This is a genomic window from Pseudomonas protegens, from assembly GCF_003732485.1.
Lineage (GTDB): Bacteria > Pseudomonadota > Gammaproteobacteria > Pseudomonadales > Pseudomonadaceae > Aquipseudomonas > Aquipseudomonas protegens_B.
Genome location: NZ_MOAK01000053.1, coordinates 42,465 through 55,953, shown reverse-complemented (window position 1 = coordinate 55,953; position 13,489 = coordinate 42,465). Strand labels below are relative to the sequence as shown.

Here is a 13,489-nt window from a genome sequence, read left to right as displayed (position 1 = left end):
TCTGCAGACCGCCGAGGCCCTCAATGCCTGCTTGCTCAAGGTCATGAGCGAGAAACAGATCTATCGCATCGACCATTATCTGGGCAAGGAAACGGTCCAGAACATCCTGGTCAGCCGTTTTTCCAACAGCCTGTTCGAGGCGTTCTGGAACAACCATTACATCGACCACGTGCAGATCACCGCGGCGGAAACCGTCGGGGTCGAAACCCGTGGCAGCTTTTATGAACACACCGGCGCCCTGCGGGACATGGTGCCCAACCACCTGTTCCAACTCCTGGCGATGGTGGCCATGGAGCCTCCAGCGGCCTTTGGCGCCGATGCAGTGCGCGGCGAGAAGGCCAAGGTGGTGGGGGCGATCCGCCCCTGGTCACTGGAGGAGGCCCGGGCCAACTCGGTGCGCGGCCAGTACCGCGCCGCCGAAGTGGCGGGCAGGGCCCTGGCGGGTTACCGCGAAGAGGCCAATGTCGCGCCGGACAGCAATACCGAAACCTATGTCGCGCTGAAAGTGATGATCGACAACTGGCGCTGGGTCGGGGTGCCGTTCTACCTGCGCACCGGCAAGCGCATGAGCGTGCGTGATACCGAAATCGTCATCTGCTTCAAACCGGCACCCTACGCGCAGTTTCGCGATACCGAAGTCGATCGACTGTCACCGACCTACCTGCGGATCCAGATCCAGCCCAACGAAGGCATGTGGTTCGACCTGCTGGCGAAAAAGCCCGGGCCCAGCCTGGACATGGCCAATATCGAACTGGGCTTCGCCTATCGGGATTTCTTCGAAATGCAGCCGTCCACCGGCTACGAGACGCTGATCTACGACTGCCTGGTCGGTGACCAGACGCTGTTTCAGCGGGCGGACAATATCGAGAACGGGTGGCGCGCCGTGCAGCCCTTCCTTGATGCCTGGAAGCAGGATGCGACGGTGCAGACCTACCCTGCGGGTGAGGATGGCCCGGATGCCGGTGATGAGCTGCTGGCCCGGGATGGTCGCGTCTGGCACGCCCTCGGGTGACGGGGGCAAGGTGCGGCCCATCGCGTTACTGCTCAGCGATATGGACGGCACCCTGTTGCACCCGGGTCACTGCGTCAGCCTTCGAAACACCCTCCAGCGTTACAACCAGTAACTCACCGCGTACCAGCCCAGCAGGCCCATCACCACGGTGTAGGGCAGGGCCATCCACACCATCCGGCCATAGGACAGGCGCACCAGCGGTGCAATCGCCGAGGTCAGCAGAAACAGGAAGGCGGCCTGGCCATTGGGGGTGGCGACGCTGGGCAGGTTGGTGCCGGTGTTGATGGCGATCGCCAGGGTCTCGAAGTGTTCGCGACTCATCTGCCCGGAGACAAAGGCCTGTTTCACTTCGGTGATGTAGATGGTGGCGACGAACACGTTGTCGCTGATGGCCGACAGCAGGCCATTGGCAATGAACAGCATGCCCGGCTGCTGGTCCTCCGGCAGCGCCAGCACCCACTGGATCAGCGGCACGAACAGCTGTTGCTGGTGAATCACCGCCACCACGGCAAAGAACACCACCAGCAGGGCGGTGAAGGGCATGGCGTCCTTGAAGGCGTTGCCCAGCCGGTGTTCGTCGGTAATTCCGGTGAAGGCGGTGATCAGTACAATCACCAACAGGCCGATCAGCCCGACTTCCGCGACGTGCAGGGCCAGGCCGACAATCAGGATCAGCGCCGCCAGCCCCTGGACCAGCAAGGCCGCCCGTTGCCGTGCGGTGCGCTGGGCGTCGTCTTCGGCGGCGTAGTTGGCCAGTACCTGGCGCACGTTGTCCGGCAGCAAGGTGCCGTAGCCAAACCAGCGCAGTTTTTCCAGGAGCACACAGGTCACCAGCCCGGCGGCCAGTACCGGCAGGGAAACCGGCGCCACCTTGTGGAAGAACTCGGCGAAGTGCCAGCCCATTTCATGGCCGATCAACAGGTTCTGCGGCTCGCCCACCAGAGTGCACACGCCCCCCAGTGCCGTGCCCACGGCGCCGTGCATCAGCAGGCTGCGCAGAAAGGCGCGGAACTGCTCCAGGTCGTCGTGGTGCAGGGAAGGCAGATGCTGATCATCGCCATAGGCGCTGTCCTGGCGCGGATCATTGCCGGAGGCCACCCGGTGGTACACCGAGTAGAAGCCCACGGCGGCACTGATGATCACTGCGGTCACGGTCAGGGCGTCGAGAAAGGCCGAGAGGAAGGCTGAGAGAAAGCAGAACAGCAGCCCCAGCAGCGCCTTGGACCGTACCCCCAGCAGCAGACGGGAGAACAGGAACAGCAGCAGTTCTTTCATGAAATAGATCCCGGCCACCATGAACATCAGCAGCAGGATCACCGGGAAGTTGTGCACCAGCTCGTCGTACAACGCCTGGGGCGTGGCCATGCCCAGCAAGAGCGCTTGCACCAACAGCAGACCGCCGGGCATCAAGGGATAGCACTTGAGGGCCATGGCCAGGGTGAAGATGAACTCGATCACCAGGCACCAGCCGGCCGCTGCCGGGCTGACACAGAAGAACAACAGGGGATTGAGCAGCAGGAAGGCGATAATGCTTGCCTTGTACCAGCGGGGTGATTGGCCGAGAAAATTGTGCGCGAACGCCTGGGCCATTGAGCCGGACATGGGCTGCTCCTAGTAGTGAGAAGCGCGCAACTTGCCGCAAGCCGGATCGAGAATCAAGAATCCATGAAATCTTTTGCCACAATCTCCCCCACCTGTAGGAGCTAGCTTGCTGGCGAAGGCGACCTCAAGGGCGATGCCGTCGTAAGTGCCTGTTCGCCGGCAAGCCGGCTCCTGCGGTGGGTGGTGTTGCGGCCAGCTCTTGTAGAAGCCAGCTTGCTGGCGAAGGCGACCTCAAGGGCGATGCCGTCGTAAGTGCCTGTTCGCCGGCAAGCCGGCTCCTACGGTGGGTGGTGTTGCGGCCAGCTCTTGTAGGAGCCAGCTTGCTGGCGAAGGCGACCTCAAGGGTGATGCCGTCGTGAGGGCCTGTTCGCCGGCAAGCCGGCTCCTACGGTCAGGTGGTGCGTTTGGCAACCAGGGTCAGGATGTCGTAGCTGGCCACCAGTTCACCCAGTTGATTGGTCACTTCCACGTCCCAGGCCACCACCCCTTGCGGGGTGCCCTGGGGGCTTTGTTTGCCCTGGTCGATCTTGCGCTTGCAGGTCAGGCGTGCCTGCAGGGTGTCGCCAATGCCCACCGGGCTGATGAAGCGCAGGGTATCCAGGCCATAGTTGGCCAGCACCGGGCCCGGCGCCGGGGACACGAACAGCCCGGCCGCCGCCGAGAGCACGAAGTAGCCGTGGGCAATGCGCTTGCCGAACTGCGACTCCTTGGCGGCGATTTCGTCGAAGTGCATATAGAAGTGGTCCCCCGACAGGCACCCGAAGTTCACCAGGTCGGCCTCGGTGACAGTGCGGCGGTGGGTCAGCAGGGACTCGCCGATCCGCAGGTCCTGGAAGTGACGGCGAAACGGGTGGACCTGCGTCTCGATGACCTTGGCGCCGCGCACGTGTTCGCCGGTTACCGCGGCCAACATGCTCGGGGAACCCTGGACGGCCGCACGCTGCAGGTAGTGCTTGACCGCCCGCAGGCCGCCCAGCTCTTCGCCGCCACCGGCGCGGCCCGGGCCACCATGCTTGAGTTGCGGCAGCGGCGAACCGTGGCCAGTGGATTCGCCGGCGCACTCGCGGTCCAGCACCAGCAGCCGGCCATGCCAGGCCGCGGCCCGGGGAATGACCTGTGCGGCGATGGCCGGGTCCTTGGTCACCAGGCTGGCCACCAGGCTGCCCTTGCCGCGAGCGGCCAGGTCCAGGGCCTGGTCCAGATCGTCGTAGCCCATCAAGGTGCTGACCGGGCCAAAGGCCTCGATATCGTGGGCACCACCCTGTGCCAGGGGATCACGGGACAGCAGCAGTGTCGGGGCAAAGAACGCGCCCTGGCTGACATTTTCGCCCCGGGGTTCGAAGCCGTCCCGGGCGCCGAACAGCAGGTCGCTGCTGTGCAGCAGGCTTTCCAGGCGCTCGGTCACGTCCCGCTGCTGCTCATGGGAGGCCAGGGGGCCCATGCGCACGCCTTCCATCGACGGATCGCCCACCACCACCCTGGACAGGCGCTCGCGCAATCCGGTGGCCACGGCATCCAGATATTTTTCCGGGACTATGGCACGGCGGATGGCGGTGCATTTCTGACCGGCCTTGACCGTCATTTCCCGCACCACTTCCTTGATGAACAGCTCGAACTCCGGGTCGTCCGGGGTTACGTCGGGCGCCAGGATCGCGCAGTTCAGGGAGTCGGCTTCGGCATTGAAGGGCACCGAGTGGCGGATCAGGTTGGGGTTGGATCGCAGTTTGCCGGCGGTGACGGCGGAACCGGTGAACGTCACCAGGTCCTGGCCTTGCAAGCGATCCAGGAGGTCGCCGGTACTGCCTATCACCAATTGCAGGCTGCCTTCGGGAAGCAGGCCTGACTCATCCATCAGGCGTACCACGGCTTCGGTCAGGTAGCTGGTGGCGCTGGCGGGTTTGACGATGCATGGCATGCCGGCGAGGAAGCAAGGGGCGAACTTCTCCAGCATGCCCCAGATGGGAAAGTTGAACGCGTTGATGTGCACCGCCACGCCGCCACGGGGTACCAGGACATGGGTGCCGGCAAAGCTGCCGAGCTTGCTCAGGGACTGTGCCGGGCCTTCATGCAGCAGGTTGCCCGACGGCAGTTCCCTGGCGCCGAGTCCGGCGTAGCTGAACAGGGTGCTGTTGCCGCCTTCGATATCGATCCAGCTGTCGGCCCGGGTCGCGCCGCTGTGGTGGGACAGGGCGTACAGCTGCTCCTTGCGTTCGCTGAGGTACAGCGCCAGGGCCTTGAGACGCTGGGCCCGCTGCTGGAAATCCAGGGCCAGCAAGGTGCGGCCACCCTGTTGGCGCCCGTGCTCCAGGGCCTCGGCGAAGTCCAGGAGTTCTTCGTGGGTGCGGGCCACTTCATGGCCGTCGATGGCGCTGCGCAGTGCCTGGGCCGGGTGTTGGCCAATCCAGCGGCCGGCGATAAAGCTTTGCAGGGTAGGAGACTGTGGCATGGAAGAACGCTCCGAACGGTGAATTAAGGCCGGCGCGGATTGCTCCGTGCCGGTGGGTGGACTCAGTGATGGCGGGTGCCGGAGGCGCCGATGCCAATCCGGGATCTTCGTGAGGGCAGGGTTCAGAGCTGGTCGAAGTCCAGCACCACCTTGTCGCTGACCGGGAACGACTGGCAGGAAAGGACGTAGCCGGCCGCCACTTCGTAGTCTTCCAGCGCGTGGTTGCTGTCCATTTCCACTTCACCTTCGATGACCTTGCATTTACAGGTGGAGCAGACTCCGGCCTTGCACGAATAGGGCAGTTCGGCGCCTTGGGCGTTGCCGGCGTCCAGCAGGCTCAGGCTGTTGCGCGGCAGGTCGAAGGCCAGGGCCCGGCCATCGCTGATCACGGTGACCTGGCTGACCTGGGCATCCAGCGCCCGGGCGGCTTCACGGGCCTGGCGTTTGTGTCCGTCGCCGACTGCATGAAACAGCTCGAAGTGGATTCGCTCGGCGTCCATGCCCGCGGCCTTGAGGCTGTCGCGCACGCTCTCGGTCATGGCCTGGGGGCCACAGATGAAGGCTGCGTCCAACTGCCGGACGTCGAGCCAGCGGGAGAACAGCTGCTGGCACTTTTCCGGGTTGATACGGCCGTTATAGAGGTCGATGTCCTGCTGTTCGCGGCTGAAGACGAACACCAGGTTGAGGCGTTGCAGGTAGCGGTTCTTCAAGTCCTCCAGTTGTTCGCGAAACAGCGCCGAGGCGCTGGAGCGGTTGCCGTAGAGCAAGGTGATACGGCTCAGGGGCTCGGTTTCCAGGGTGCTCTTGATGATCGACAGGATCGGCGTGATGCCGCTGCCTGCGGCCACCGCCAGGTAATGACCGCGACGCTGGGGATCGAGCTCTACATGGAAACGCCCGGCGGGGGGCATCACTTCGAGAAACTGTCCGGCTTGCAGCCGTTCATTGGCGAAGGCGGAGAAGCGTCCGCCATTCACGCGCTTCACCGCGATGCGCAGTTCACCGTCATTGACCCCGGTGCAAATGGAATAGGAGCGGCGCACTTCCTCGCCATCCAGTTCGGTGCGCAGTACCAGGTGCTGGCCCTGGGTGAAGTGAAACTGCTGTTGCAGGTGCTGGGGAATCTCGAAGGCGATGGACACCGCGTCGCGGGTTTCGCTGCGTACGTCCTTGATGGTCAGGCGGTGGAACTGGCTCATGGCGGTTCTCCTCTGAGACGGCGAGCGGCTCAGATGCATTTGAAGTAGTCGAAGGGCTCCAGGCAGTCACGGCAGCGATACAGGGCCTTGCACGCGGTGGAACCAAACTCGCTGAGGCGTTCGCTGTGGGCACTGCCGCACTGCGGGCAGTGCACCGCAGGCGCTTCCCCCAGCAGGCTGCGCTTGCTGCTGCCCGAAGGTGGCGCGATGCCGTAGGCCTGCAGGCGCTGGCGGCCACGCTCGGTGATCCAGTCGGTGGTCCAGGCCGGGGTCAGCTGGCGCAATAGCCTGGGGGCCTTGAAGCCCGCCTGTTCCAGGGCCTGGCGAATGTCGCTCTCGATCACTTCCGTGGCCGGGCAGCCGGAATAGGTCGGAGTGACCGACACCCGCAGGTGGCCCTGCTGCCAGCCGAGGTCGCGAACGATGCCCAGGTCCAGCACGCTGACCACCGGCACCTCGGGGTCCATCACCCGATCCAGGGTGGCCCAGGCCAGGTCCAGGTCCCCAGGCTGCACCGGCCGCGCGCCCTGGTCGCTGCCGATCAACTCACCAGACCGCATCGGGGTAGGCTCGGGGCAGTGATTGCATCTGCGCCAACAGCAGGCCCAGGTGTTCGCTGTGCAGGCCCCGGCGCGGGTCCAGGTAGAAATGGCTGGGGGCCTCGGGCACGGGCAGGGTCGCCCGGCAGAACACGGCTTCTACGGTGGAGCGCCAGGCTTGGGCAACCCGGGCCGGGTCCGCCCACAGACCAGCCTGATGCAGCTGGATCTCGCAGGCGTGGTGCTCAATCAGCTCGCCGGTAAAGCGCCACAGCCGCGGGATCGCCTGCAGCATGCGCTGGTGGCTTTCTTCGGTGCCGTCCCCCAGGCGCTCGACCCATTCGCTGGAACGGCGCAGGTGATAGGTGACTTCCTTGAGCGCCTTGGCGGCGATTCCGGCAACGCGCGGGTCGCTGGACTGGCTCAGGCCCTGGAGGGTTTCCAGGTGCCAGGCGTCATAGAAGAACTGCTTGAGCATGGTGACCGCAAAATCACCGTTGGGCTGCTCCACCAGCAGCAGGTTGCGGTAGGCTCGCTCGTCCCGGCGGAATGCCAGATGGTCGGCGTCGCGCCCATCGGCCAGCAGTTCGGCGGCATAGTCCAGCCAGTTGCGGGCCTGGCCCACCAGGTCGAGGCCGACATTCATCAGCGCCAGTTCTTCTTCCAGGGCCGGCGCCCGGCCGCACCATTCGCACAGGCGCTGGCCCTGGATCAGGGCGCTGTCGCCCAGGCGCAGCAGGTGGTCGATCAGATCGTTTGCAGGGTTCATGGCCGGCCTCACATGTGTCCGACTTCGGGGGGCAGCTGATAAAAGCTGGCGTGGCGGTAGACCTTGTCGTCCGCAGGGTCGAACAGCGGGTCCTTGTCATCGGGGGAGGAGGCGACTATCTGCGCCGAGGGCACCACCCACAGGCTGACGCCTTCGCTGCGCCGGGTGTACAGGTCCCGGGCGTTGTTCATGGCCATGGCGTCGTCGGCGGCATGCACGCTGCCGACATGCTTGTGATTGAGGCCGTGCTTGCTGCGCACGAAGACTTCGTAAAGGGTCCATTCAGACATTGCATTGACTCCGAATCAGGCTGGGCGCGCGCTCAGGCGGCGTTCTTGTTGGCTTTCTTCTGTGCATGGGCCACGGCGGCGGCCCGTACCCAGGCGCCGTCGTCGATGGCGTTGCGGCGAGTCTCCAGGCGTTCCTGATTGCACGGGCCGTTGCCCTTGAGCACCTCGTAGAACTCTTGCCACTGGATTTCGCCGAAGTCGTAATGGCCGCGCTCGGCGTTCCATTTCAGCTCCGGGTCGGGGCAGGTGCAGCCCAGCAGCTCCAATTGCGGGATGGTCTGGTCGATGAAGCGCTGGCGCAGTTCGTCATTGCTCTGGCGCTTGATTTTCCAGGCCATGGACTGGGCGCTGTTGGGGGAGTGTTCGTCGCTGGGGCCGAACATCATCAGGGCCGGCCACCAGAGACGGTTGATGGCGTCCTGGACCATTTCCCGTTGTGCCTGGTTGCCCTCGCGCATCATGGTCAGGAGGATTTCGTAGCCCTGGCGCTGGTGGAAGCTCTCTTCCTTGCAAATACGCACCATGGCCCGGGAGTAGGGGCCGTAGGAGGTGCGTTGCAGCACCACCTGATTGACGATAGCGGCGCCGTCCACCAGCCAGCCCACGGCGCCCATGTCGGCCCAGTTCAGGGTTGGATAGTTGAAGATGCTGGAGTACTTGGCCCGGCCGCTGTGGAGTTTGGCGACTTCTTCGTCGCGATCGGCGCCGAGGGTTTCCATGGCGCTGTAGAGGTACAGGCCGTGACCGGCTTCGTCCTGGATCTTGGCCATCAGTTGCAGCTTGCGCTTGAGGGTCGGCGCGCGGGTGACCCAGTTGCCTTCGGGCAGCATGCCGACGATTTCCGAGTGGGCGTGCTGGGAAATCTGCCGGATCAGGGTCTGGCGGTAGGCATCGGGCATCCAGTTCTTGGCCTCGATCTTGATTTCCCCGTCGATTTTTTCCTGGAAGGTGCGCTCCTGCTCGGACATTTCTGCCAGCGGCTTGATGCGCTTGACCCCCGTCTCTACCAGCTGTGCGTACATGCAGTGTCTCCCGGGTTGCAGGTGTGGGTGAGGCTGTGAATGTTTATATGTGATACATAAATAAATATCAAACACAAAATATCGTGTCATGTTTTGTTTCTGTATCGCTTTGCCTCAATGCCCGAATGACAGACGAAAAAAAGCCCCGTCATCACGGGGCTCCAATGCTTGTGCTAAAGCTATTTGCGGCTGTCGACCACCCGGCAGGCCTTGCCTTCGGAGCGCTTGATGCTGAAAGGGGGCTGTAAAACGATACGCGAGCTGATACCGATATGGGTTTTTATGTGGCGACTCAGTTCGCTGCAGATGGCCCTTTGCTGCTCATCCCCCAGTTGCTGGTGCTCGCTCTTGAGCTCGACGTGGATGTCGACGCTGTCGAGGTTGCCGTGGCGATACAGGTGGATCTCGTAACAGGGGGCCAGGTGTGCGGCTTTGAGCACTTGCTCCTCCACCTGGGTCGGAAACACATTGACCCCGCGAATGATCAGCATGTCGTCGCTGCGCCCGGTGATCTTGTCGATGCGCCGCATGGGCCGCGCCGTGCCCGGCAGCAGGCGGGTCAGGTCGCGGGTGCGGTAGCGGATCATCGGCAGCGCCTCCTTGGTCAGGGAGGTGAGCACCAGCTCGCCCATTTCTCCATCGGGCAGCACCTGACCGGTCAGCGGGTCGATGATCTCGGGGTAGAAATGGTCCTCCCAGAGGGTCGGTCCGTCGCGGGTCTCGGCGCATTCCATGGCCACTCCCGGGCCGATGATCTCCGACAACCCGTAGATATCGAGGGCTTTGATACCCAGGCGCTGTTCGATGGCGTCGCGCAGTTCGTCGGTCCAGGGTTCGGCACCGAAGATTCCCAGGCGCAGGGCCAGCTTGTGGGGATCGAGGCCCTGGCGTTCGATCTCGTCGGCGATGTTGAGCATGTAGGACGGCGTGACCATGATGATGTCCGGCTGGAAATCCTTGATCAGTTGCACCTGTTTCTCGGTCTGGCCGCCGGACATGGGAATCACGGTGCACCCCAGGCGTTCGGCACCGTAGTGCGCCCCCAGGCCACCAGTGAACAGGCCGTAGCCATAGGACACATGCACCTTGTCTCCGGGCCGGCCGCCGGCCGCGCGGATCGACCGGGCCACCACCTGGGCCCAGGTGTCGATGTCGTTGCGGGTATAGCCCACCACCGTGGGTTTGCCGGTGGTGCCGCTGGAGGCATGCAGGCGCACCACCTCCTGCATGGGCACCGCAAACATGCCGTAGGGGTAGTTGTCCCGCAGGTCGGACTTGGTGGTGAAGGGCAGTAGTGCAAGGTCCTCCAGGCGCTGGATGTCCTGGGGATGCACGCCCTGGGCGTCGAAGCGCTGGCGATACAGGGGAACCTTGGCGTAGGCGTGGTTCAGGCTCCAGCGCAGGCGCTCCAGCTGATGCTGGCGCAAGTGGTCGATGCTGGCGGTTTCCATCGGGTCCAGCGGCGCTTCGGGCACGGTTCTGGTAATCGGCATGTTCATGGTTTCACTCGTATTGTTGTTGTCTTTCAACCCGCCACTGCGGGTTCTGAGTGCATGACCCGGGAGAGGCACGGATGGCTCCCGGGAGAGTCCTGCAGGCGCGGGTTAGCGCCTCTGGATGATCAGGGTGATGCCCGTGCCCCGGCACCGACTGCGGCAATCTCTGCGATACGGGGCAGCGGGGCCATTTCAGCGTCCCTTGAACACGGGAGCGCGTTTCTCCATGAAGGCGCTGACGCCTTCTCGGTAGTCGTCGCTGCGCCCCGCCAGGCGCTGCAGGTCGCGCTCCAGCTCCAGTTGCTGATCGAAGCTGTTGTGCAGGCTGGCATTCAGGCTGCGTTTGATCAGCGCCAGGCCATAGGTGGGTTGGGTCGCCAGGTGCCGGGCCAGGCTCAGGGCTTCATCGCGCAGCAAGGCATCGTCCACGCACTGGTAGATCAACCCCCATTGCTCGGCCTGTTCGGCGCTCAGACGGTTGCCGAGCAGGGCCAGGGCCTTGGCCCGGGCCATGCCCACCAGACGTGGCAGCAGCCAGGTGCCGCCGGAATCGGGAATCAGCCCGAGTTTGCAGAAGGCCTGGATAAAGCTCGCGGAGCGCGCCGCCAGCACCAGGTCGCAGGCCAGGGGCAGGTTGGCACCGGCGCCGGCGGCCACGCCATTGACCGCACAGATCACTGGCAGCGGCAGGTCGCGCAGCTCGCGCACCAACGGGTTGTAGAACTGTTCGATGGATTGCCCCAAGTCAGGCGCTGCGTCGCCGGGTGCGACGTTGCGCTCGCCCAGGTCCTGCCCCGCGCAGAAACCGCGGCCTTCGCCGGTCAGGAGCAGGACCCGCACCTCGGGGTTGTTGCGCACGTGCTTGAGGGCCGCTTGCACCTCGCCATGCATCTGCGGGTTGAAACTGTTGAGCTGTTCGGGACGGTTGAGGCTGAGGAGGGCGACGCCCTCGCTGATGGAGAACAGGATGGTGGCGAAGTTCATGATCGGGACGCTCTGTGCTGGGTCGAAGGAGGAGGGCCGCGTTGGGCAGGCCTCAGTGGTCCGCGAATTTTGCCGGGCGTTTTTTCTGGAATGCGGCAATGCCTTTCCGGCGTTCACAGGTGCCGGAGAACAGAGCGAACGCATGGTGCTCGACGCACAGGCCGCCGCTCAGGGTTTCGGCTGCAAGGTATTGAGGCATGGTGGATGTCCTCGGAGTGATACGGCCGTTTGCCGGCTCGATTGTCGGATCGGCCCGGGAGCCGGTTTTCGCCGAGTATATCGCTAACGCGATACAAAAAATCAAGATCAAAATATAATTAATGTGTCCTATTTTTTTGCTCTCGACTGCGACCTGTTCGGGACGGAAGGTCGACTTGATGCTGCGTTGGACCCTTGATTCATGCCGCATCCGTTATGGTTTGCGGGTTGTGGTGTTTGTGGCGGAGGAGGCCAGTGCTTTGGAGGGCTGTTGTATGCTGAGAATAATCTGATACAAGATGCCGTCCACGTTGTATCGGTATCCAGGGTTGGGTGGCGTCATGCATTATCGGCGACGTATTCGCGGGTAAGTGGAACGCTTCCCGGCCGCTCCAACAACAGCAGCTCCTGCTGATCAGAGAGAGAAACAGCATGACGTGCTACAGCCTTGACGGATTGACTCCGGTGGTCGATCCCAGTGCCTATGTCCACCCTTCGGCGGTGCTGATTGGCGATGTGATTGTCGGCCCCCACTGCTATGTCGGCCCCCTGGCCAGCCTGCGGGGGGATTTCGGCCGGATTGTCCTCGAAGAGGGGGCCAATCTGCAGGACACCTGCGTCATGCACGGCTTCCCCGATAGCGACACGGTGGTGGAGCGCAATGGTCATATCGGTCATGGCGCTGTGTTGCACGGCTGCCGGATTGGCGCCGATGCGCTGGTGGGCATGAATGCGGTGGTGATGGACAACGCCTTTATTGCGCCACGCTCCTTCGTCTCGGCGGCAGCGTTGGTCAAGGCCGGCTTTGAATGCGCACCGCAATCGCTGGTCATGGGCGCGCCGGCGCGGGTCACGCGACAGTTGAGCGACGAGGAAGTGGCCTGGAAACTGGCCGGCACCCGGGAGTACCAGCACTTGACCCGTCGCTGCCTGGAGCAGATGCAAGTCTGTGAGCCGCTGTCGCGGGTCGAGGCCGACCGGCGGCGAATCGCTGATGTCGGCTTTCGTCCCAAGGCCTCCCAATGAGCACGCCGGGCCGTTGCGACGGCCTGAAACCGGCTATATTCCTTCCTTTTTTTTCGGTACGTCCATGTCGTCCCTAGCGCCACTGAATCACCTGATCAAACGCTTTCAGGAGCAGACCCCGATCCGCGCCAGTTCGCTGATCATCACCCTGTACGGCGATGCCATCGAGCCCCATGGCGGTACCGTCTGGCTGGGCAGCCTGATTCAACTGCTGGAGCCCATGGGGATCAACGAACGGCTGATCCGCACCTCGATCTTCCGCCTGAGCAAGGAAGGCTGGCTGACTGCCGAAAAGGTCGGTCGCCGCAGTTACTACAGCCTGACCCTGGCCGGTCGACGTCGTTTCGACAAGGCCTTCAAGCGGGTCTATAGCGCCGGCGTGCCGGCCTGGGACGGCTCCTGGTGCCTGGTGACGCTCGGGCAACTGCAGCCGGAGTTACGCAAGCAAGTGCGTGAAGAGTTGGAGTGGCAAGGGTTTGCCGCGATGTCGCCGCTGATGCTGGCATGCCCGCGCAGCGATCGCGCCGATATCAATGCCACCTTGCTGGAGCTTGGCGCTCAGGACGACACCATCGTCTTTGCCACCACGCCCGAGGATGCGCTCGGTTCCAGGGCCCTGCGCCAGCAAGTGCGCGAGAGCTGGAACATTGATGAGCTGGCGGCCCATTACAGTGAGTTCATTCAACTGTTTCGCCCCCTCTGGCAGGCCCTGCGGGAGCAGGAGCAACTGCAACCGTCCGACTGTTTCCTGGCCCGCCTGCTGCTGATTCATGAGTACCGCAAGCTGTTGCTGCGCGACCCGCAACTGCCGGACGAACTGCTTCCCGGCGATTGGGAGGGCCGCGCCGCACGCCAGCTGTGTCGCAACATTTATCGCTTGATCCAGGCCAAGGCCGAGGAGTGGCT

The 13,489-nt window shown here is 63.7% G+C and carries 13 protein-coding genes; 3 read left to right on the top strand and 10 right to left on the bottom strand.

What is annotated here, in order from left to right:
• The coding region (gene zwf, locus BLX41_RS13400; protein ID WP_259744854.1) for a glucose-6-phosphate dehydrogenase at positions 1-1,012 on the top strand (1,012 nt) is incomplete at its 5' end.
• 99 nt (positions 1,013-1,111) lie between these two features.
• Here the strand turns inward: zwf and nhaB are convergent.
• From nhaB to BLX41_RS33630, 10 genes are all read right to left on the bottom strand, one after another.
• Positions 1,112-2,614: a sodium/proton antiporter NhaB gene (gene nhaB / locus BLX41_RS13395; protein ID WP_123725269.1), complete on the bottom strand. Its 1,503-nt coding sequence runs from the start codon at positions 2,612-2,614 to the stop codon at positions 1,112-1,114.
• 391 nt (positions 2,615-3,005) lie between these two features.
• Positions 3,006-5,060 carry a phenylacetic acid degradation bifunctional protein PaaZ gene (paaZ, locus tag BLX41_RS13390; RefSeq protein WP_123725268.1) on the bottom strand — a complete coding sequence of 685 codons (2,055 nt, stop codon included), beginning with the start codon at positions 5,058-5,060 and terminating at the stop codon, positions 3,006-3,008.
• A gap of 122 nt (positions 5,061-5,182) precedes the next feature.
• Positions 5,183-6,259, bottom strand: coding sequence for a 1,2-phenylacetyl-CoA epoxidase subunit PaaE (paaE, locus tag BLX41_RS13385; RefSeq protein ID WP_123725267.1), 1,077 nt, complete (start codon positions 6,257-6,259; stop codon positions 5,183-5,185).
• A gap of 29 nt (positions 6,260-6,288) precedes the next feature.
• Entirely contained in the window at positions 6,289-6,819 is a 531-nt protein-coding gene (gene paaD / locus BLX41_RS13380) for a 1,2-phenylacetyl-CoA epoxidase subunit PaaD (RefSeq protein WP_123725266.1), read from the bottom strand.
• Positions 6,806-7,567 (bottom strand): 1,2-phenylacetyl-CoA epoxidase subunit PaaC, encoded by a 762-nt coding sequence (gene paaC / locus BLX41_RS13375; protein WP_123725265.1) that lies wholly within the window; start codon positions 7,565-7,567, stop codon positions 6,806-6,808. Before paaC ends, paaD begins: the two co-directional genes overlap by 14 nt.
• An 8-nt stretch (positions 7,568-7,575) precedes the next feature.
• Complete coding sequence (gene paaB / locus BLX41_RS13370) at positions 7,576-7,857, bottom strand: 1,2-phenylacetyl-CoA epoxidase subunit PaaB (RefSeq protein ID WP_110597045.1); 282 nt, start codon at positions 7,855-7,857, stop codon at positions 7,576-7,578.
• Between the two features lie 32 nt (positions 7,858-7,889).
• Positions 7,890-8,879 (bottom strand): 1,2-phenylacetyl-CoA epoxidase subunit PaaA, encoded by a 990-nt coding sequence (paaA, locus tag BLX41_RS13365; protein WP_123725264.1) that lies wholly within the window; start codon positions 8,877-8,879, stop codon positions 7,890-7,892.
• A 179-nt stretch (positions 8,880-9,058) separates the two neighbouring features.
• The gene (gene paaK / locus BLX41_RS13360; protein WP_123725263.1) at positions 9,059-10,378 is read right to left on the bottom strand and encodes a phenylacetate--CoA ligase PaaK; all 1,320 of its coding nucleotides are present in this window, start codon (positions 10,376-10,378) and stop codon (positions 9,059-9,061) included.
• A 189-nt stretch (positions 10,379-10,567) separates the two neighbouring features.
• Complete coding sequence (gene paaG, locus BLX41_RS13355; protein ID WP_123725262.1) at positions 10,568-11,359, bottom strand: 2-(1,2-epoxy-1,2-dihydrophenyl)acetyl-CoA isomerase PaaG; 792 nt, start codon at positions 11,357-11,359, stop codon at positions 10,568-10,570.
• Between the two features lie 52 nt (positions 11,360-11,411).
• Positions 11,412-11,558 (bottom strand): hypothetical protein, encoded by a 147-nt coding sequence (locus tag BLX41_RS33630; RefSeq protein ID WP_185073527.1) that lies wholly within the window; start codon positions 11,556-11,558, stop codon positions 11,412-11,414.
• Positions 11,559-11,989: 431 nt separating this feature from the next.
• Here BLX41_RS33630 and paaY point away from each other — a divergent pair, with 431 nt between their 5' ends.
• Both paaY and paaX read left to right on the top strand, forming a co-directional pair.
• Positions 11,990-12,583: a phenylacetic acid degradation protein PaaY gene (paaY, locus tag BLX41_RS13350; protein WP_123725261.1), complete on the top strand. Its 594-nt coding sequence runs from the start codon at positions 11,990-11,992 to the stop codon at positions 12,581-12,583.
• Between the two features lie 64 nt (positions 12,584-12,647).
• The coding region (gene paaX / locus BLX41_RS13345) for a phenylacetic acid degradation operon negative regulatory protein PaaX (RefSeq protein ID WP_259744848.1) at positions 12,648-13,489 on the top strand (842 nt) is incomplete at its 3' end.

Excerpts from the sequence above, each read along its gene's own strand:
- nhaB (WP_123725269.1), bottom strand. The coding sequence starts at position 2,614 with ATGTCCGGCTCAATGGCCCAGGCGTTCGCGCACAATTTTCTCGGCCAA.
- paaZ (WP_123725268.1), bottom strand. The coding sequence starts at position 5,060 with ATGCCACAGTCTCCTACCCTGCAAAGCTTTATCGCCGGCCGCTGGATT.
- paaE (WP_123725267.1), bottom strand. The coding sequence starts at position 6,259 with ATGAGCCAGTTCCACCGCCTGACCATCAAGGACGTACGCAGCGAAACC.
- paaD (WP_123725266.1), bottom strand. The coding sequence starts at position 6,819 with ATGCGGTCTGGTGAGTTGATCGGCAGCGACCAGGGCGCGCGGCCGGTG.
- paaC (WP_123725265.1), bottom strand. The coding sequence starts at position 7,567 with ATGAACCCTGCAAACGATCTGATCGACCACCTGCTGCGCCTGGGCGAC.
- paaB (WP_110597045.1), bottom strand. The coding sequence starts at position 7,857 with ATGTCTGAATGGACCCTTTACGAAGTCTTCGTGCGCAGCAAGCACGGC.
- paaA (WP_123725264.1), bottom strand. The coding sequence starts at position 8,879 with ATGTACGCACAGCTGGTAGAGACGGGGGTCAAGCGCATCAAGCCGCTG.
- paaK (WP_123725263.1), bottom strand. The coding sequence starts at position 10,378 with ATGAACATGCCGATTACCAGAACCGTGCCCGAAGCGCCGCTGGACCCG.
- paaG (WP_123725262.1), bottom strand. The coding sequence starts at position 11,359 with ATGAACTTCGCCACCATCCTGTTCTCCATCAGCGAGGGCGTCGCCCTC.
- BLX41_RS33630 (WP_185073527.1), bottom strand. The coding sequence starts at position 11,558 with ATGCCTCAATACCTTGCAGCCGAAACCCTGAGCGGCGGCCTGTGCGTC.
- paaY (WP_123725261.1), top strand. The coding sequence starts at position 11,990 with ATGACGTGCTACAGCCTTGACGGATTGACTCCGGTGGTCGATCCCAGT.